Genomic DNA, 18753 nt, shown 5'->3' on the forward strand with positions numbered 1-18753 from the left:
GAGTCAGATCAGCGGTCGATGCGGGTCGACAGGATGATCGACGACAAGGTTCGCTCGACCCCGTCCATGGCGCCGATCTGGTCGAGCAGCATATCGAGGTCCCGGATCGATGGCGCGTCGACGGTGACGATCATGTCGAAATTGCCGCTGACCGAATGCAGTGTCCTCACCGGCGCCAGCGCCTGCAGGCCGCGCACCACCTTGTCGGCGAGCTTCGGCGTCACGGTGAGCAGCACATGCGCCCGCACCAGCCCCTGCTCGTAGTCCGGCGCCAGCCGGACGCCGTAGCCGGTGATGATGCCGCGCTGCTCCAGTCGGTCGATCCGGCTCTGCACCGTTGTGCGCGAGACACCGAGGTTGCGCGCAAGCTCGGCGGTCGAGGCACGCGCATTGTCGCGCAGCAGGGAAAGAAGGGCCTGTTCGGCTTCACTGAGCATTTCGACGATTCCCTCCGGCATAATGCACAATCAGAGTTTCGTTTCGAACAATTCCACGCTTCCTTTCGACGGGCAAGCTGCGATTCTGATGCAGATCTCCCAAAAGTGCGCAGCGGTTTTGGGACAAACGACATGCATAAAACAATGTGCTCAGGTTCAGCTTTTGGGTGAGGGACGTTTCATGAAGAAGATTGTTGTTGTCGGCGCCGGCAAGATCGGCTCGACCATTGCCGAAATGCTTGCCGCCACCGGTGACTACCACGTCACCCTAGTCGACCGCTCGGCGGTACAGCTCGCCGCCGCCGAACTGCCGGCCACGGTTGCCACGCTGGAACTCGACATCGAGGCATCGGGCGCGCTCGAGGCGGCCTTGGCCGACAAGTTCGCGGTACTCAGCGCCGCCCCCTTCCACCTGACCACGCGCATTGCCGAGGCAGCGGCAAACGCCGGCGTGCATTATCTCGACCTCACCGAGGACGTCGTCAGCACCAGGCGGGTCAAGCAGCTGGCGCTTTCGGGAAGGAGCGCCTTCATCCCGCAATGCGGATTGGCGCCGGGCTTCATCTCGATCGTCGCCAACGATCTCGCCAGCCGCTTCGACACGCTGGAAAGCGTGCGCATGCGCGTCGGCGCGCTGCCGCAATACCCGTCGAATGCCTTGAACTACAATCTGACCTGGAGCACCGACGGCGTCATCAACGAATATTGCGAGCCTTGCGAGGCGATCGTCGAGGGCGATCTGATCGAAGTGCCGCCGCTGGAGGAGCGCGAGGAGTTCTCGCTCGACGGCGTCACCTACGAGGCGTTCAACACCTCCGGCGGGCTGGGCACGCTGGCCGAGACACTGAAAGGCAAGGTGCGCACGCTGAACTACCGCACCATCCGCTACCCCGGCCATGCCGCGATCATGAAGGCGCTGCTCAACGACCTTGGCCTGCGCCACCGCCGCGACGTGCTGAAGGACATTTTTGAAAGCTCCCTGCCGGCGACGCTGCAGGACGTGGTCATCGTGTTCGTCACCGTCTCGGGCCGCAAGAACGGCCGCCTGCTCCAGGAAACCTACGCCAACAAGATCTATTCCAAGCGCGTCGGCGACGTGGTGCGCAGCGCCATCCAGATCACCACCGCCTCCGGCATCTGCGCCGTGCTCGACATGCTGGCCGACGGGACTTTGCCCGCGACCGGTTTCGTCAAGCAGGAAGACATCGCGCTCGACGCCTTCCTCGCCAACCGTTTTGGCCGCGCGTATGCGCAGCACGAAATGGTGAGCCGGCTCGCAAGCTGAGATTTCGGGCCGTTCTTGCCTTCTCCCCTTGTGGGAGAAGGTGGATCGGCGCGCAGCGCCGAGACGGTTGAGGGGTGTTGGACGGAGAGCTGTCGGTGCCACGCCGGAGCACCCCTCATCCGTCGCCTTCGGCGACACCTTCTCCCACAAGGGGAGAAGGGAAAGCCGCCGCATCAAATATGCAGCGCGTGCCCCAGCGCCTTGAGCGCCGCTTCCTGGAACCCTTCGCCTTGCGTCGGATGGGCATGGATGGTGCCGGCGATATCCTCCAGCCGCGCACCCATTTCCAGCGCCAGCCCAAAGGCTGCCGCCAGTTCCGACGCGCCCTGGCCGACTGCCTGGATGCCGAGCACCAGATGATTGTCGGCGCGGGCGACGACGCGAACGAAACCGTCTTCGCCGAGTTTCGTCATCGCCCGGCCGTTGGCGGCAAACGGGAACATGCCGATCTTGATCTCGCCGCCCGACGCCTTGGCCTCCTCCGGCGACAGGCCGGCCGTCACCAGCTCGGGATCGGTGAAGCAGACGGCGGGAATTGAGCGCTTGTCCCAGCTGCGCTTGTGGCCGGCAACGATCTCGGCGACCATCTCGCCTTGCGCCATCGCCCGGTGCGCCAGCATCGGCTCGCCGGTGACGTCGCCGATGGCGAAGATGCCGCGCATCGAGGTGCGGCACTGGTCGTCGATGCGGATGAACTTTCCCGCCATCTCGAGGTCGATCTGGTCGAGCCCCCAGCCTTCGGTCACCGGCTTGCGGCCGACCGTCACCAGGATCTTGTCGGCGGCGACCTTGGCGCTCTTGCCGTCCGATGTCTCGACCAGCAGCGCACCGCCTTTGGTCCCCTTGGCCTTGGCGCCTGTCATCACCTCGACGCCGAGCGCGGCGAGCCGCTTGACCACCGGCCGCGTCAGCTCGGCATCATACTGCGCCAGCACGCGCGGCAAGGCCTCGACCACGGTCACCTCAGCGCCCATCTTGGCGAAGGCGATGCCAAGCTCGAGCCCGATATAGCCACCACCGACGACGGCGAGCTTCTTCGGGACTTCGCTCAAGGCCAGCGCCTCGGTCGAGGAAATCACCCCGTCGCCGAACGGCAGGAACGGCAGCTCGACCGGCGCTGAACCGGTGGCAATGACGATCGTCTCGGCGCGGATCACCTGCACGCCGGTCTCGGTCTCGACCGCCACGGTCTTGCCGTCACGAAACGTCGCCCAGCCCTGCACGGTCTTGACCCCAGCCTTCTTGAGCAGGCCAGCGACGCCACTGTTGAGCCGGCTGACGATGCCGTCCTTCCAGGCGACGGTCCTGGCAAGGTCGAGCACGGGAGCGGTGACCGAGATGCCGAGCGGGCTGTTGCCGCCCACCATGTGCGACACCTTCTCGAACTCCTCCGCCGCATGGATAAGCGCCTTGGAGGGGATGCAGCCGACATTGAGGCAAGTGCCGCCCGGCTTGCCGGCCTCGACAATCACTGTATCGACGCCGAGCTGGCCGGCACGGATGGCGCAGACATAGCCACCAGGACCGGCGCCGATGACGAGCAGCTTGCAGGAGATTTCTTTCATGTCAGCTGCATCCTTCCAGTAAGAACTGCCGGCCACAGTGTCCATCCGGCGGCGTCGTGCTGCCCCTCATCCGCCTGCCGGCACCTTCTCCCCGTATAGGGACGAGGAGAAGGGAGACCGCCGCGACCTCGGCGCCTTCTTTGCAATGCTGGCGATTGGCGAAACCCCCAATGCCAGCGTCTTTCTCCCCGTCCCTATACGGGGAGAAATGCCCGGTAGGGCAATGAGGGGCAGCGCGACGCTGCAAGGCAGATGGAGCAAAACGCTGAGAAGGCATTGTCACCCCCTCAATCCACAAAAATCAGCGCCGGTGTTTCCAGCAGCGTCTTGATGCGCTGGATGAAGACGGCCGCGTCCCAGCCGTCGATCACCCGATGATCGAAGCTGGAGGACAGGTTCATCATCTTACGCGGCATGAACTGGGTACCGTCCCACACCGGCCGCACCATCATCTTGTTGACGCCGATGATCGCCACTTCCGGATGGTTGATGACCGGCGTCGTCGCCACGCCGCCCATGGCGCCGAGCGAGGTGATGGTGATGGTCGAGCCGGACAGCTCGTCGCGTGTCGCGGTGCCGGACTTGGCCGCCTCGGCAAGCCTGATCACTTCGGCGCCGCACTCCCAGATGTCACGCGCCTCGGCATGCTTGACCACCGGCACGACCAGCCCCGACGGCGTCTGCGCGGCTATGCCGATATGGATGCCGCCGTGCTGGTGGATGACGCCGGCCTCGTCGTCGAACAGCGAATTGAGATTGGGCTGGTCTGCTATCGCCTTGACCATCGCCCGCATCAGGAACGGCAGCAGCGTCAGCTTCGGCCGCTCCCCCTTGCCCACGCGCTTTTCCTTGTTCAGCGCCGCGCGCAATTCTTCCAGCGCGGTGACGTCGATCTCCTCGACATAGGTGATGTGCGGGATGCGCGATTTCGACAGCGTCATTTTCTCGGCGATCTTGCGCCTCAGGCCCACCACCTTGATGTCCTCGACCGCGTCGTTGCGGGTGAGGCCTGATGTTTTCGCAACTTGGGGTCCGCGCGCCAGGAAGGCTTCGATGTCCTCGTGGCCGATGCGGCCGGCCGGGCCGCTTCCGGCAACTTGCCTGAGATCGATGCCGGCCTCCTTTGCCCGCAGGCGGACCGCCGGCGAGGCCAGCGGCTTTTCGCCCTCGGGACGCGGCGCGCCGGAGACGGACGGCTGCCGCTGGCTTTTCGAGACGGCGGGTGCAGGTTTCATGTCGGTCCCGCCTGCCTTTGGCGGCGCCTTCGCGGCTGGCGCGGAAGTCTCGGGCTTCGGGGTCGGCAGCTTCGCCGGTGGCTCAGCAGCCACCACTTCAACCGCACCGCCCTGCGGCTTCACATTGCCCTCGCCCGCCACCTTCAACCGCACGATCGGCGAGCCGATCGCCACCGTGTCGCCGATCTCGGCGCCCAGCCAAAGGATTTCGCCATCGACCGGCGACGGAATCTCGACCGTCGCCTTGTCGGTCATCACCGCGGCAAGCACGGTGTCCTCGCGCACGATATCGCCGATCTTGACGTGCCATTCGACGAGCTCTGCCTCGGCGACGCCTTCGCCGACATCGGGCAACTTGATGATGTGTTCGCCCATCTTAAGCTCCCATGGTTTCCAGCAGCGCCCGGCCGACGCGCGCCGGACCGGGGAAGTAGTCCCACTCCTGCGCATGCGGATAAGGCGTGTCCCAGCCGGCGACCCGCGCCACCGGCGCCTCCAGATGGTAGAAGCAGTTTTCCTGCACCAGCGCCGACAGCTCGGCACCGAAACCGGAAGTCAGTGTCGCCTCATGCACGATGACGCAGCGCCCTGTTTTCTTGACCGAAGCGACGATGGCGTCGAGGTCGAGCGGCAGAAGTGTGCGGAGATCGATGATCTCGGCATCGATGCCGGTCTCCGCGACTGCCGCCTGCGCGACATAGACCATGGTGCCGTAGGCCAGCACCGTGACCGCCGAGCCCGGCCGGCGGATCGCCGCCTTGCCGAGCGGCACGGTGTAGTGGCCGTCGGCGACCTCACCCAGCTCATGCTTCGACCAGGGCGTCACCGGCCGGTCATGATGGCCGTCGAACGGCCCGTTGTAGAGCCGCTTCGGCTCGAGGAAGATCACCGGATCGGGATCCTCGATCGCCGCTATCAGCAGCCCCTTGGCGTCATGCGGGTTGGATGGCACCACTGTCTTCAGCCCCGACACATGGGTGAACAGCGCTTCCGGGCTCTGGCTATGCGTCTGGCCGCCGAAGATGCCGCCGCCGGTCGGCATGCGGACCACGATCGGGCAGGTGAAATCACCGTTCGAGCGGTAACGCAGCCGTGCCGCTTCCTGGGTCAGCTGGTCGTAGGCCGGATACATGTAGTCGGCAAACTGAATTTCCACGCATGGCTTCAGCCCGTAGGCGGCCATGCCGATGGCCGAGCCGACAATGCCCGATTCGTTGATAGGCGCATCGAAGCAGCGGCTCTTGCCGTATTTGGCCTGCAGGCCTTGCGTGCAGCGGAAGACGCCGCCGAAGAAGCCGACATCCTCGCCGAACACGACGACTTTGTCGTCGCGTCCCATCGACACATCCATGGCGTCGCGGATCGCCTCGATCATGGTCCGTCTTGGCATGGTCAGACCCCCGCCTGCTGGCGCTGGCGCCGCAGATGCGGCGGCATCTCGGCATAGAGCCCCTCGAACATGTCGCGCGTCGACGGCTTGCCGCCGGCATGCAGCGTGCCGTGGCTCTCGGCTTCCTTCTGCGCCGCGATCACCGTGTCGAGGATTTCCGCCTCGGCCTGCGCATGTCGCTCGTCCGACCAGACACCGAGCTGGATGAGGTGGTTCTTCAGCCGCACGATCGGGTCGCCGAGCGGCCAGGCGTCGGATTCGGTCTTTGGCCGGTAGGCCGAAGGATCGTCCGAGCTCGAATGCGCGCCGGCGCGGTAGGTGACATATTCGACCAGCGTCGGCCCGAGATTGCTCCGCGCCCGCTCGGCCGCCCATTTGGCCACCGCATGGACGGCAAGATAGTCATTGCCGTCGACGCGCAGCGACGGAATGCCGAAGCCGAGGCCGCGGGCGGCAAAGGTGCCCGAGCCGCCGCGGGCGATGCCCTGGAAGGTCGAGATCGCCCATTGGTTGTTGACAACATTGAGCACCACGGGCGCCTTGTAGGTGGAGGCGAACACCAGCGCCGAATGGAAGTCGGATTCTGCCGTCGAGCCGTCGCCGATCCAGGCGGCGGCGATCTTCGAATCGTTCGAGATCGCCGAGGCCATCGCCCAGCCGACCGCCTGGATATACTGCGTCGCCAGATTTCCGGAGATCGAGAAGAAGCCGTGCTCCTTCGACGAATACATGATCGGCAACTGCCGGCCCTTCAGCGGGTCGGCTTCGTTGGAGTAAATCTGGTTCATCATCGTGACCATCGGATAGCCGTCGGCGATGAGCAGCCCTGCCTGCCGATAGGTCGGAAAATTCATGTCGCCGGGCGCCAGCGCCTTGCGGAAGGCGCAGGCCACCGCCTCCTCGCCCAGATGCTGCATGTAGAACGACGTCTTGCCCTGGCGCTGCGCCATCTGCATGCGCGCATCGAAGGTCCGCAGCGTCATCATGTGACGCAGGCCGGCCAGAAGCTCGTCGCTGGAAAGCAGCCCGGCCCAAGGGCCGACGGCTTCGCCATTGCGGTTCAGCACCCGGATGATCGAGAACGCGTAATCGCGGATGGTGCGCGGATCGACATCGATGTCCGGGCGCGGCACCGAGCCGGCCTTGGGGATGGGCACGTTGGAGAAGTCAGGCGTTCCGCCCGGCCGCACTTCCGGCTCCGGAACGTGAAAACGCAACATCCCAGCATCGGCCATGACCTCTGTCCTCCAATGTTGCCTGGCCCCAAATTCCCTGGCCCAAACTTCCCCGGCCAAGGATATTTGCATATCTGCGCTGCCAGACCAGTGCGAATTCGTCTGGGTAAGCCTTCAGGCCTCGTCCCAGCCGCGCCGGCCTCCCCGGCACAACATGAAGATATGTCCGCGAAATTTCTTGTCGATGTTGGGCAGGGATGCGCAATTAGGGGCAAGGTTCCTGGAGGTTTTTCGCCAGATAAGGTTTGGTTGGCAACAGTTGGGTTCCTCTCCCTCACTTTATGCCCCGGAGGGGAGGAAGGCGCCAAGGTCGGCGAACTCGCGCCTTTCCTCTCCCCCGTCGATCGGGGGAGAGGTGGCGAGCGAAGCTCGACGGAGTGGGGGGTCGATCTTTCATCGAACTAATGCTTCCGCCTGATCTTGCGCCCTGGGTTGCACCTGTTTTGCGGCGACTGCGTGTTTCACTAGCGGCTTCCCCCACTCCGTCGCTGCTTCGCAGCGCCACCTCTCCCCCCTCCGGCGGAGGGAGAGGAAGGACGGCAGGGTTGGCGGACCCAAGCTGGAAGCCGCCACAGCATCATGCTAACCACCCCCCATGGCACAGAAGAAAGCTTTCGAGGTCGATTCCTGGCTGGCCCGTCCGGACCAGCGCATCTCGATCGTCCTGCTTTACGGCCCCGATCGAGGGCTCGTCGCCGAGCGCGCCAAGGCCTTTGCCGAGAAGACCGGCCTGCCGCTCGACGATCCATTCTCGGTGGTCAGGCTGGACGGCTCGGAGGTTGACCGCGACGAGGGCCGGCTGCTCGACGAGGCGCGCACCGTGCCGATGTTTTCCGACCGGCGGCTTTTGTGGGTGCGCAACGCCAGCGGCCAGAAGGCGTTGGCCGATGACGTCAAGGCGCTGACCGCGGAGCCGCCCCGCGACGCCATCATCCTGATTGAGGCCGGCGATCTAAAGAAGGGCGTGGGGCTGCGTGCCGTGGTCGAGGCGGCGGACATTGCCATGGCGCTGCCCTGCTATGCCGACGAGGCCCGCGACATCGATGCCGTCATCGACGACGAATTGCGCAAGGCCGGCATGTCGATGACGCTGGAAGCTAGACAGGCGCTGCGCCGAAATCTCGGCGGCGACCGGCTGGCCTCGCGCGGCGAGATCGAAAAGCTCATCCTCTACGCCCATGGCCAGAAGGAGATTGGCCTCGACGACGTCAGGGCGATGTCGGGCGATGTCTCCGGCGCCTCTTTCGATGACGCCGTCGACGCGCTTCTCGAAGGCAAGGTCGGCGATTTCGACACCGCCTTCACCCGCCACTGCCAATCAGGTGGCCAGCCGTTCCTGGTGCTGTCCTCTGCGATGCGCCAGTTCCAGGCGATCCAGGCCATGCGCGGCCAGATGGAGTCTGCCGGCCGCAACGCCGCCTCGGTCGTTGCCGCCGCCCGCCCGCCGGTTTTTTTCTCGCGGCGCAAGCTGGTGGAGAAGGCGCTGGACCGCTGGAGCAGCGAAGCTCTTGGGCGCGCGTTGACACGATTGCAAACCGCCGTGCTGCAGACGCGGCGAAGGCCGGATCTGTCCGTCGCTCTGGCGCGGCAGGCACTGCTTGGCATTGCGGTGGAAAGCAGCCGGCTGGCGCAGCGGTAGTTTTGGGACTGACGGCTCAGCCGTCGAGGTCAGCGCCGCCCCTCATTGCTTGCCAGGCATTTCTCCCGTGAACGGGGAGAAAGAGGCTGGCCACTATGCTGGCGCTATTCCTGCGACGTTGGCGATTGTCGAAACCGCTGATGACAGCGTCCCTCGCCCGTTCACGGAGAGAGGGTGCCGGCAGGCAGGTGAGGGGCGGCACTGGCGTACCAAGCACTTGGAATGACAAGCGAATTCCATTTGAGTGAGCCCTTGGTAGATCAGCCTTCCATCAGAATATTTGTCGGCTAACTACCGCTCCAGCTTCAGCCGGCGGCATAGCTCGTCGAGCTGCTCCAGCGACCGATACGCGACACGAAGCGTGCCGCCTTTGCTCTTGTGATCGATAGACACGATCATCCCGGTCGTATCGGTCAACAGCTTTTCCAGCGCCAGCGTGTCGGCGTCCTTCTGTTCCGGGCTTGCCGCCGGCTTGGCTTCCTTTGTCGTACTGCCGGCCGGCATCTGCGCCAGCGCCTCCGCCTGGCGCACCGAAAGCCCTTCTTCGACGATGCGCTTGGCAAGCCCGGCCGGATCCTCCGCCGTCACCAGCGTGCGGGCGTGGCCCGCCGACAGCGCGCCGTCGACCAGCATGTCGCGGATCACATCCGGCAGTTTCAAGAGCCTGAGCGTGTTGGCGACATGGCTGCGGCTCTTGCCGATCACCTGGCCGAGATCGGCCTGGGTGTAGCCATGATCGTCGATCAGCTGCTGGTAGCCAAGCGCTTCCTCGACCGCGTTGAGGTCGGTGCGCTGGACGTTCTCGATGATCGCCAGTTCCAGCGCGGTGCGGTCGTTGACCTCGCGGATGATGACCGGGATCTCGTTCAGCCCGGCGCGTTGCGCCGCACGCCAGCGCCGCTCGCCGGCGATGATCTCGTAGCGACCGGCCTGCGTCGGCGACGGCCGCGCCACCACCGGCTGTACGACGCCATGCTCGCGGATCGAATGGGCGAGGTCGGTGAGCTCAGCCTCGCCGAAATGCCGGCGCGGATTTTTTGGATTTGGGGTCAGGAACTCGATCGGCACCTTGCCGTCGGCGCTCATCCCCGGCTTTTCTGGTGCCGCTGGACGATCGATCTCACCGATCAACGCTGCCAGTCCCCGCCCCAGTCTTTTTCTCGAAAGGTCTTCGCTCATAACACTTCCAGTTACATTCCAGATCGTTTCGGTATCGAATCGGCTCTCAATTAAGTGTTCGGCTAATCAAGCGGCGCGCAATTTGCGCTCGCGGCGGATCACTTCCGACGCGAGCTGCAGATAGGCCTGGCTGCCCGAGCATTTCAGATCGTACAGGATCGCCGGCTTGCCGTAGGACGGCGCCTCGGACACCCGCACATTGCGCGGAATGATGGTCTCGTAGACCTTGTCGCCCATATGCGCCCGCACATCCTGCACCACCTGGTTGGCGAGATTGTTGCGGCCATCGTACATGGTCAGCACAATGCCCTGGATGGTGAGATCCGGATTGATCGAACGACGCACCTGCTCGACGGTTTCCAGCAACTGGCTCAAGCCTTCGAGCGCGAAGAATTCGCACTGCAGCGGCACCAGCACAGAATCGGCCGCGGCCATCGAGTTCAGCGTCAAAAGATTGAGCGAAGGCGGGCAGTCGATCAGCACATAGCCGAAACCGGCCGAACGGTCGGCCGAGGCACGCAAGGCGTTGCGCAGCCGCAGCACCCGGTCTGGCGCCGAGGCGATTTCCATCTCGATGCCGAGCAGGTCGAGGGTCGACGGCACGATCGATAGGCCGGGCACCGCCGTCGGGATCGCGGCGGCTTCCAGATCCAGCTCGCCCGTCAGCACGTCATAGGACGAGACCGTCCGATCCTTGCGGTCGATGCCGAGGCCAGTGCTAGCATTGCCTTGCGGATCGAGGTCGACGATCAGCACCTTTTCACCGATCGCCGCCAGGGCAGTAGCCAGATTAATGGCGGTGGTCGTCTTGCCGACGCCGCCCTTCTGGTTGGCTACGGTGATGATTCGGGGGCCATTCTTCATCATGGATCTATGCCAGAAATTCATTTTTGGGTCGCCTGGAGCAAATCAGACAGGTCGAAGATTCGACAGTTCGAGGATGACGCCATGTGGGTCGGTCACGCTTGGATGTTCTACCAGATCGAAGGCCCATCGGTGAACGCTTTCTTGCACTTCGGCGCGGTAATCCCGGCCTTTGTGGAACAGGCCACGCGCGCCTGAACTCAGCCAAGGCGCCGACAGGTCCAGCAAGGTGGAAAGTGAGGCCAAGGCACGCGCCGTGACGATCTGCGGCGCCGGGACCAGCGCATGACTGTCTTCAATGCGGCGTGCCACCACCCGCGCCGGCAGACCGAACCGGCCGATGACGGTCTGCAGGAACGACGCCTTTTTGCGATTGCTTTCAACCAGATCGATGCTCGCCCCATCGCGCTCGTCAAGCAGGAAGGCCATGACAAGACCCGGGAATCCGCCGCCCGAACCAATATCGACCCAGCGATTCGCGGTCGGTTCGATACGCCCGAGCTGCGCGCTGTCCAGGATGTGACGCTGCCAGACGTCGGTTGCCGTCGACTGCGCAACCAGGTTGATGCTGCGGTTCCATTTCTGAAACATCTGTTCGAACGTCACCAGGCGGTCGAATGTTTCACGTGAAACCGGACCGGCCGCGTCCTGCAGGCTCTTCCAGGAGAAAGAGTTCACGCAACGTCCCTCTCGGGCCTCTGCGCACTCTCTTCATGGCGGACATGCGCGACAATGATCGCCATCGCCGCCGGCGTCATACCTTCCATGCGCTGGGCATCGGCTATAGAGCGCGGCCGCCGAGCCTGCATCTTCTGCTTCAGCTCGTTGGACAGCCCCGGCACTCCGGCGAAATCGACCGTCTCCGGGATCAGCCGGCTCTCTTCATGCCTGATCTGCGCCACATCCGTCTTCTGCCGGTCCAGATAGACGGAATATTTCGCTTCCGTTTCGAGGCGCTCGGCCGTTTTGGCATCAACCGCCGCGAACTTCGGCTCGACGCCGGCCAGCCAACCGATGTCGACACCGGGATAGGCAAGCAGTTCATAGCCGGAGCGGCGCACGCCATCCCGGTTGATCTCGAGCCCATGCCGCGCCGCCTCGTTCGGGGTCATGGTCAGCGACAACGCCAGCTGACGCGCTTCGTCGAGCTGCTGCATCATATCGCCGTAGCGCTGCATCCGCTGCGCCGAGGCGATCCCCAGCTTCGCAGCGAGGGGCGTCAGCCGCTCATCGGCATTGTCGGAGCGCAGAGACAGCCGGAACTCGGCCCGCGAGGTGAACATCCGGTACGGCTCGCTGATGCCGCGGCTGGTCAGATCGTCGACCATCACGCCGATATAGGCCTCGGTCCGGCTGAGCACGATCTGCTCGCTGCCCGCAGCACAACGCGCCGCATTGACGCCGGCGAGCAGGCCTTGCCCCGCTGCTTCCTCATATCCGGTGGTGCCGTTGATCTGCCCGGCGAGAAAGAGACCACTGACGCGCCTGGTCTCTAGGCCCGTAGTCAGCTCGCGCGGATCGACATGATCATACTCGATGGCATAGCCAGGCTGCAGCATGACGGCTCGTTCCAGCCCTGGGATGGTTTTCAGGATGTCCAGTTGCACATCCTGCGGCAACGAGGTCGAGATACCATTGGGATAGACAGTGTCGTCGTCGAGCCCTTCCGGCTCGAGAAAAATCTGATGCCCGTCCCGGTCGCCGAACTTGACAATCTTGTCCTCGATCGACGGGCAATAGCGCGGCCCAACACCTTCGATCGACCCGGAATACATCGCCGACCGGCCAAGATTGGCGCGGATCAAATCATGCGTCGCCGCGGTCGTGCGGGTGATGCCGCACTCGATCTGCGGTGTTTCGATGCGATCGGTCATCAGCGAGAACGGCACCGGATCTTCATCCGCCGCCTGGCGATCCAGCAACGCCCAATCGATGGTCTTCCCGTTCAGCCGTGGAGGCGTGCCGGTCTTCAGCCGGCCGAGCTGGAAGCCGACGCGGCTCATGGTCGCCGACAGGCCGATGCTCGCCTGCTCGTTCATGCGGCCGGCGACGATCTTCTTGTCGCCGATGTGGATGAGGCCACGCAGGAAGGTCCCGGTCGTCAAAACGACGGCGCCACAGGCGAGCCGCACGCCGTTGGCCAGCAGAACAGCCGCAATTCGCCCATCGACGATCTCGAAGTCGAGAACCTCACCCTCGATCACGTCGAGATCGTTCTGGAGCCGAATCGCTTCTTGCATGGCAAGGCGATAGAGTTTGCGATCCGCTTGAGTGCGTGGCCCGCGCACCGCTGGCCCCTTGCGACGGTTGAGCAGGCGGAACTGAATGCCGGCGGCATCAGCCACCCGACCCATCAACCCGTCCATGGCATCGATCTCGCGAACCAGATGGCCCTTGCCGAGACCGCCGATGGCCGGGTTACACGACATCACGCCAATCGTGTCGAAGCGCAGTGTCACCAGCGCGGTGCTGGCGCCGGCGCGCGCGGCCGCACTCGCAGCCTCGCAACCCGCATGGCCGCCGCCCACCACAACCACATCATAGTGATCGGTCATTTCCAAAACGTCCTGGACTAGAAAAAGATTGAGCGACACATGTCCCCGCAAGGCGATGCTGTCAAGAAAACTCGGCGGCTCGTTTCACGTGAAACAACCCTGTGGCGAGTCTTCACCATGTTTCACGTGAATCCGCGCTCCAAACAGCAGGGGCAATCAAACCTTGGCACTGCCACTCACCTGCCTGCCGGCATCCTCTCCCCTTATAATGACGGGGAGAGGGCAGCTGTCATCAGCGGCCAGCCTCTTTCTCCCCGTCACTATTGTCCGCGTAGCGGACGAAAAGCCAACTGCTTGGCTTTTCGAACAACGAGCGCCCCGTAGGGCAATGAGGGGGAGAGCTAGCGTCCGCACCTGTGTTTCACGTGAATCAAGGAGGTCGCCACAGCGATGCGCTGCCAATGTTTCACGTGAGTCATTTCCCAATGCAGAACTGCGCGAAAATCACGTCCAGCATGTCCTCAACGTCGATGGCGCCGACGATTCGGCCGAGCCGATCCGCGGCGAGCCGCAACTCCTCGGCCCTCAACTCCTGCCCGATGACCCGGCCGTCAACTGCCCGGTGCAAGTGGCGGTTTGCTTCGCCCAGCAAATCGACATGCCGCAAGCGCGACGGCAGAATATCGCCGGCGCTGCCAGCAGCACGCGCTGCGCGCCGACCGATTTCCGCCAACAACGCGTCAACGCCGGCCCCGTCGACGACCGAGATCACGAAATCGTAGTGCCTGTCCGCACTGGCAGCCGCTTTGCTATCCAAAAGGTCTCGCTTGGTGCCGACCTGCAAGGCCGGAATCGCCGACGGGATCGAAGCCACCGCCTGCGGCTCCGCAACGTCCTGCAACAGAAGCAACAGATCGGCTCGATCGGCCTTGGCCCTTGCCTTCTCGATGCCGATCGCCTCGACCTTTCCTGCCGCCTCGCGCAGCCCGGCGGTGTCGGTCAACCTGACGCGCAGCTCCTCCAGATCCAGCACCACCTCAAGCAGGTCGCGGGTCGTGCCAGGCTCATCCGTTACAATAGCTGCATCGCGCCGCGCCAAGGCGTTGAACAGACTCGACTTGCCGGCATTGGGCGCACCGAGAATCACGACCTCGAACCCATCGCGGATGATTTCGGCGGCGCGAAATCCCGCAACGTGCCGGTCGATCTCGTCGACCATCCCCCGGACATCGGACCAGACCGTATCCGAAACGGAACCTGGCACATCATCCTCTTCGGCAAAGTCGATCTCGGCCTCGATCATGGCGCGGGCGTGGATCAGCCGGCGGCGCCAATTCAAATAGAGCTCGCTCTGCGCGCCCTCCGCGTTCTTGACCGCAAACCGTCGCTGCGCCTCGGTCTCGGCGTTGACGAGATCGGCCAGCGCCTCGGTTTCGACTAGGTCGACCTTGCCATTGAGGAAGGCGCGACGGGTGAATTCGCCGGGATCAGCATGCCTGACACCGTCGAAGCCGGTGATCGTCTCCAGCATCCTGGCCACCACCGCGCGCCCACCATGAACGTGGAACTCCGCCACATCCTCGCCTGTAAAGCTTGCCGGGCCGGGAAAAAAGACAATCAGGCCGCTGTCGAGCACGGCACCATCAGGCGCTCGGAACTTGCGCAAAACCGCCGCCCGGTCCTTAACTATGCTGCCCGCGATCGTTTCGACTACGAACCGAGTCCGCGGGCCGGAAATGCGGATGACGGCGACGCCGGCAGGAAGCCGGCCGCTCGACAGCGCGACAATCGAATCCCTTGAAATCATTTGCCCGCTCTACCGCACTGCCCTAGCTTTGCCCGTTCAATCGCATCGCCGAGTGCCTCATCGTGACATTGCCCCCGCAAAACCTGCTTGCCGAAGAAGCCAGCCCCTATCTGCAGCAGCACAGCGGCAACCCCGTCCATTGGCGGGCCTGGTCGCCGGCTTCGCTTGAAGAGGCGAGGGCGCTGGACAGGCCGATCCTGCTCTCGGTCGGCTATGCCGCATGCCACTGGTGCCACGTCATGGCGCACGAAAGCTTCGAGAATGACGAAGTCGCCGCCGTCATGAACCGTCTGTTCGTCAATATCAAGGTCGACCGCGAGGAACGGCCGGACATCGACCAGATCTACATGGCCGCCCTGTCCTCGATGGGCGAACAGGGCGGCTGGCCTCTGACCATGTTCCTGACGCCGGACGGCAAGCCGTTCTGGGGCGGTACCTATTTTCCGCGCGAGCCGCGTTACGGCCGCCCGGGCTTCATCCAGGTGATGCAATCGGTGGACAAGGCCTGGCGGGAGAAGAGGGCGAGCCTGAACCAGAGCGCCGATGGCCTGACCACGCATGTCGAGGCGCGGCTCGCCGGCTCGCATGCCAAAACAGTGCTTGATCGCGACACGCTGGAAGGCCTTGCCAGGGGCATCGACGGCATGATCGATCGCGATCTCGGCGGCTTGCGCGGCGCGCCGAAATTCCCGAATGCGCCGTTCATGCTCACGCTTTGGCTGTCCTGGCTGCGCGATGGCAATTCCACGCATCGTGATGACGTCCTGCTCAGCCTCGACCGGATGCTGAGCGGCGGCATCTACGACCATGTCGGCGGCGGGCTGAGCCGCTATTCGACCGATGCCGAATGGCTTGTGCCGCATTTCGAAAAGATGCTCTACGACAATGCCCAGCTCGTCCACTTCTGCAACTGGGCCTATGCGGCAAGCGGCAATGATTTGTTCCGGATACGAATCGAAGACACGGTCGGCTGGCTGTTGCGTGAAATGCGCGTCGCCGGCGGCGCCTTCGCAGCCAGCCTCGACGCCGACAGCGACGGCGAGGAGGGACTGTTCTACACCTGGAGCAAGGTAGAGATCGAAGCTGCACTTGCCGACGATTCCGCCTTGTTCTTCAAATACTTCACGCTCTCCAGCCCGCATGGCTGGGAAGGCAAGCCGGTCGTCCATCAAACCAGCTCCCAGCAAGCCCAAAGTGTGGTCGATCGCGATCAACTCGTGCCGCTCAAGGCGAAACTTCTCGCCATAAGGGAAGGGAGGGTCAGGCCGGGCCTCGACGCAAAGACCCTCACCGACTGGAATGGCCTGATGATTGCAGCCCTTGCGGAGGCCGGCCGGTCATTGTCGCGGCCTGACTGGGTCGACGCGGCGGCAAGGGCCTTTGCCCATATCAACGCCGCCAGCCGCGACAAACGTTTGCCGCATTCGATGCTCGGCGCGAGGATACTGTTCCCGGCGCTATCCAGCGACTACGCCGCCATGGCCAATGCGGCGATCGCGCTGTTCGAAGCCACCGGCGAATGGAGTTATGTCGAGCAGGCCAGCCGGTTCATCGAGCAGCTGGATCTCTGGCACGCCGATGCCGACAGGACCGGCTACTTTCTCACCGCTTCCGACAGCACCGACGTGCCGATCCGCATCCGGGGCGACGTCGACGAGGCCATTCCGTCTGCCACCGGACAGATCATCGAAGCGCTGGTTCGGCTCGCCTCGGTCAAAGGCGACCTCGACCTGCAGGAAAAAGCCTGGAAGGTCGCCGAGCATGCCGCCGGCCGCGCTGCGCAGCAGGCCTATGGCCAGGCAGGCGTCGTCAACGCCTGTGCGCTGGCGATCGAGCCGCTTAAGCTGGTCCTAATTGATGATCCGTCCAATCCCGAACTTGTTCCGGTTGCGAATCGAAACCCCGATCCGCGTCGGATCGACATTATCGTTTCTATCGGTTCGGAAGCGAATCGACCCGCGCTGCCCGGTGGATTCCTGCTGCCAACCGATAGGCCGGGTGCCTGGCTCTGCACCGGTCAAGTCTGCCTTCCCGTTGTGACGAATCCCAAAGAGCTCGAACACCTCTTGCGCCCCCAATAGGATCAGGAAACCTCGCCTTCCGCCGAAGGGGGGGAGTCCGCAGCCACCAACGGCCACGCCGTATCGGGAATGCGACCTGATCCCGGACAATGAAAAACCCCATCCCGGTTTTGCCGGAATGGGGTTTGATGCATAGGCCGGAAGGCTTCGATGAGACCGTTACGTGTTCATCGAATCGAAGAAATCCGCGTTGGTCTTGGTCTGCTTGAGCTTGTCGATCAGGAACTCGATAGCGTCCGTGGTCCCCATCGGCGCCAGGATGCGGCGCAGCACGAAGATCTTCTGCAGGTCCTGCTTGGAGACCAGAAGGTCCTCCTTGCGGGTGCCGGACTTCAAGATGTCCATGGCCGGATAGATGCGCTTGTCGGCAACCTTGCGATCGAGCTGGATTTCGCAGTTGCCGGTGCCCTTGAACTCTTCGAAGATGACTTCGTCCATGCGGCTGCCGGTGTCGATCAGCGCAGTCGCGATGATGGTCAGCGAGCCGCCTTCCTCGATATTGCGGGCGGCACCGAAGAAGCGCTTCGGCCGCTGCAAGGCATTGGCGTCGACACCGCCGGTCAGCACCTTGCCGGATGACGGCACAACCGTGTTGTAGGCGCGGCCGAGGCGGGTAATCGAATCGAGCAGGATGACGACGTCGCGGCCATGCTCGACCAGGCGCTTGGCTTTCTCGATCACCATTTCGGCGACCTGGACGTGACGCACCGCCGGCTCGTCGAAGGTCGAGGAGATAACCTCGCCCTTCACCGAGCGCTGCATGTCGGTGACTTCCTCCGGCCGCTCGTCGATCAGCAGGACGATCAGATAGCATTCCGGATGGTTGGCAGTAATCGAGTGGGCGATATTCTGCATCAGAACCGTCTTGCCGGTACGCGGCTGCGCGTTGATCAACGCGCGCTGTCCCTTGCCGATGGGCGCCACCAGGTCGATCACGCGCGGCGAGATGTCCTTGCTGGTCGAATTGTCGATCTCCATCTTCAGCCGCTTGGTCGGATAGAGCGGCGTCAGATTGTCGAAGTGGATCTTGTGACGGATCTTTTCGGGATCGTCGAAATTGATGGTGTTGACCTTGAGCAGGGCGAAATAGCGTTCGCCCTCTTTCGGGCTGCGGATCGGCCCTTCGACCGTATCGCCAGTCTTCAGCGAAAAGCGGCGGATCTGCGAGGGCGAGATGTAGATGTCGTCGGGACCGGGCAGATAGTTGGCATTGGCGGAGCGCAGGAAACCGAAACCGTCCTGCAGCACCTCGACAACACCGTCACCGATGATCTCGATCTCCTGGGCGGCCAGTTTCTTCAGGATAGCGAACATCAGCTCCTGCTTGCGCATGACGCTGGCGTTCTCGACCTCGAGCGATTCGGCATAAGCGATCAGCTCTGGTGGCTTCTTGTTCTTGAACTCTGCGAGTTTCATTTCTTGCATAGACGGACTCTGAATCTGCTTTGGGGAAAATATATCGGCGGGATGCGACAAATGCCGGGCGCGGCCGAAAGCAATAAAGGGCGGCGCATGACGGGAAGGAAGACCCGTCTTTTATC

General features: G+C 63.5%; 14 protein-coding genes. 3 read left to right on the top strand and 11 right to left on the bottom strand.

Features of this window, described 5'->3' with window-relative positions; all coding sequences use genetic code 11:
* Positions 1-8 precede the first annotated feature (8 nt).
* Positions 9-437, bottom strand: coding sequence for an Lrp/AsnC family transcriptional regulator (locus AC1D0I_RS01430; RefSeq protein WP_477392578.1), 429 nt, complete (start codon positions 435-437; stop codon positions 9-11).
* A gap of 181 nt (positions 438-618) precedes the next feature.
* On the opposite strand from AC1D0I_RS01430, the gene AC1D0I_RS01435 reads away from it, so the two are divergent.
* Positions 619-1722: a saccharopine dehydrogenase family protein gene (locus tag AC1D0I_RS01435; protein WP_477392580.1), complete on the top strand. Its 1104-nt coding sequence runs from the start codon at positions 619-621 to the stop codon at positions 1720-1722.
* 173 nt (positions 1723-1895) lie between these two features.
* On the opposite strand, the gene lpdA is transcribed toward AC1D0I_RS01435, so the two are convergent.
* The 4 genes from lpdA to AC1D0I_RS01455 all read right to left on the bottom strand — a co-directional run bounded on the left by lpdA (position 1896) and on the right by AC1D0I_RS01455 (position 7147).
* Entirely contained in the window at positions 1896-3287 is a 1392-nt protein-coding gene (gene lpdA / locus AC1D0I_RS01440; RefSeq protein ID WP_477392581.1) for a dihydrolipoyl dehydrogenase, read from the bottom strand.
* A gap of 287 nt (positions 3288-3574) precedes the next feature.
* Positions 3575-4897, bottom strand: a complete 1323-nt coding sequence (locus AC1D0I_RS01445) for a dihydrolipoamide acetyltransferase family protein (protein WP_477392583.1) — start codon at positions 4895-4897, stop codon at positions 3575-3577.
* Between the two features lies 1 nt (position 4898).
* Positions 4899-5912 (bottom strand): alpha-ketoacid dehydrogenase subunit beta, encoded by a 1014-nt coding sequence (locus AC1D0I_RS01450; RefSeq protein ID WP_095083894.1) that lies wholly within the window; start codon positions 5910-5912, stop codon positions 4899-4901.
* 2 nt (positions 5913-5914) lie between these two features.
* Positions 5915-7147, bottom strand: a complete 1233-nt coding sequence (locus tag AC1D0I_RS01455; RefSeq protein WP_477224795.1) for a thiamine pyrophosphate-dependent enzyme — start codon at positions 7145-7147, stop codon at positions 5915-5917.
* A gap of 595 nt (positions 7148-7742) precedes the next feature.
* On the opposite strand from AC1D0I_RS01455, the gene holA reads away from it, so the two are divergent.
* On the top strand, positions 7743-8786 hold the full coding sequence (gene holA / locus AC1D0I_RS01460; RefSeq protein WP_477392585.1) for a DNA polymerase III subunit delta: 1044 nt from the start codon (positions 7743-7745) through the stop codon (positions 8784-8786).
* 291 nt (positions 8787-9077) lie between these two features.
* On the opposite strand, the gene AC1D0I_RS01465 is transcribed toward holA, so the two are convergent.
* The 5 genes from AC1D0I_RS01465 to mnmE form a co-directional block, all read right to left on the bottom strand.
* Complete coding sequence (locus AC1D0I_RS01465; protein WP_477392587.1) at positions 9078-9965, bottom strand: ParB/RepB/Spo0J family partition protein; 888 nt, start codon at positions 9963-9965, stop codon at positions 9078-9080.
* 66 nt (positions 9966-10031) lie between these two features.
* Positions 10032-10832, bottom strand: a complete 801-nt coding sequence (locus AC1D0I_RS01470; protein WP_095084379.1) for a ParA family protein — start codon at positions 10830-10832, stop codon at positions 10032-10034.
* A gap of 42 nt (positions 10833-10874) precedes the next feature.
* Positions 10875-11507 (bottom strand): 16S rRNA (guanine(527)-N(7))-methyltransferase RsmG, encoded by a 633-nt coding sequence (gene rsmG, locus AC1D0I_RS01475; protein WP_477392589.1) that lies wholly within the window; start codon positions 11505-11507, stop codon positions 10875-10877.
* Positions 11504-13384, bottom strand: a complete 1881-nt coding sequence (gene mnmG, locus AC1D0I_RS01480) for a tRNA uridine-5-carboxymethylaminomethyl(34) synthesis enzyme MnmG (RefSeq protein ID WP_477392591.1) — start codon at positions 13382-13384, stop codon at positions 11504-11506. The genes rsmG and mnmG overlap by 4 nt, the downstream gene beginning before the upstream one ends.
* Before the next feature lie 415 nt (positions 13385-13799).
* Positions 13800-15131, bottom strand: coding sequence for a tRNA uridine-5-carboxymethylaminomethyl(34) synthesis GTPase MnmE (gene mnmE / locus AC1D0I_RS01485; RefSeq protein ID WP_477392593.1), 1332 nt, complete (start codon positions 15129-15131; stop codon positions 13800-13802).
* A 62-nt stretch (positions 15132-15193) separates the two neighbouring features.
* Between mnmE and AC1D0I_RS01490 the strand changes: the two genes are divergently transcribed.
* Positions 15194-17212 carry a thioredoxin domain-containing protein gene (locus AC1D0I_RS01490; RefSeq protein ID WP_477392594.1) on the top strand — a complete coding sequence of 673 codons (2019 nt, stop codon included), beginning with the start codon at positions 15194-15196 and terminating at the stop codon, positions 17210-17212.
* A gap of 159 nt (positions 17213-17371) precedes the next feature.
* On the opposite strand, the gene rho is transcribed toward AC1D0I_RS01490, so the two are convergent.
* Positions 17372-18637, bottom strand: a complete 1266-nt coding sequence (gene rho, locus AC1D0I_RS01495; protein WP_095083886.1) for a transcription termination factor Rho — start codon at positions 18635-18637, stop codon at positions 17372-17374.
* Positions 18638-18753 lie beyond the last annotated feature (116 nt).

The organism is Mesorhizobium sp. P2_D1 (assembly GCF_056404455.1).

Excerpts from the sequence above, each read along its gene's own strand:
- mnmG (WP_477392591.1), bottom strand. The coding sequence starts at position 13,384 with ATGACCGATCACTATGATGTGGTTGTGGTGGGCGGCGGCCATGCGGGT.
- AC1D0I_RS01470 (WP_095084379.1), bottom strand. The coding sequence starts at position 10,832 with ATGATGAAGAATGGCCCCCGAATCATCACCGTAGCCAACCAGAAGGGC.
- AC1D0I_RS01435 (WP_477392580.1), top strand. The coding sequence starts at position 619 with ATGAAGAAGATTGTTGTTGTCGGCGCCGGCAAGATCGGCTCGACCATT.
- AC1D0I_RS01450 (WP_095083894.1), bottom strand. The coding sequence starts at position 5,912 with ATGCCAAGACGGACCATGATCGAGGCGATCCGCGACGCCATGGATGTG.
- rho (WP_095083886.1), bottom strand. The coding sequence starts at position 18,637 with ATGCAAGAAATGAAACTCGCAGAGTTCAAGAACAAGAAGCCACCAGAG.
- lpdA (WP_477392581.1), bottom strand. The coding sequence starts at position 3,287 with ATGAAAGAAATCTCCTGCAAGCTGCTCGTCATCGGCGCCGGTCCTGGT.
- AC1D0I_RS01430 (WP_477392578.1), bottom strand. The coding sequence starts at position 437 with ATGCTCAGTGAAGCCGAACAGGCCCTTCTTTCCCTGCTGCGCGACAAT.
- AC1D0I_RS01445 (WP_477392583.1), bottom strand. The coding sequence starts at position 4,897 with ATGGGCGAACACATCATCAAGTTGCCCGATGTCGGCGAAGGCGTCGCC.
- mnmE (WP_477392593.1), bottom strand. The coding sequence starts at position 15,131 with ATGATTTCAAGGGATTCGATTGTCGCGCTGTCGAGCGGCCGGCTTCCT.
- holA (WP_477392585.1), top strand. The coding sequence starts at position 7,743 with ATGGCACAGAAGAAAGCTTTCGAGGTCGATTCCTGGCTGGCCCGTCCG.
- AC1D0I_RS01455 (WP_477224795.1), bottom strand. The coding sequence starts at position 7,147 with ATGGCCGATGCTGGGATGTTGCGTTTTCACGTTCCGGAGCCGGAAGTG.
- AC1D0I_RS01465 (WP_477392587.1), bottom strand. The coding sequence starts at position 9,965 with ATGAGCGAAGACCTTTCGAGAAAAAGACTGGGGCGGGGACTGGCAGCG.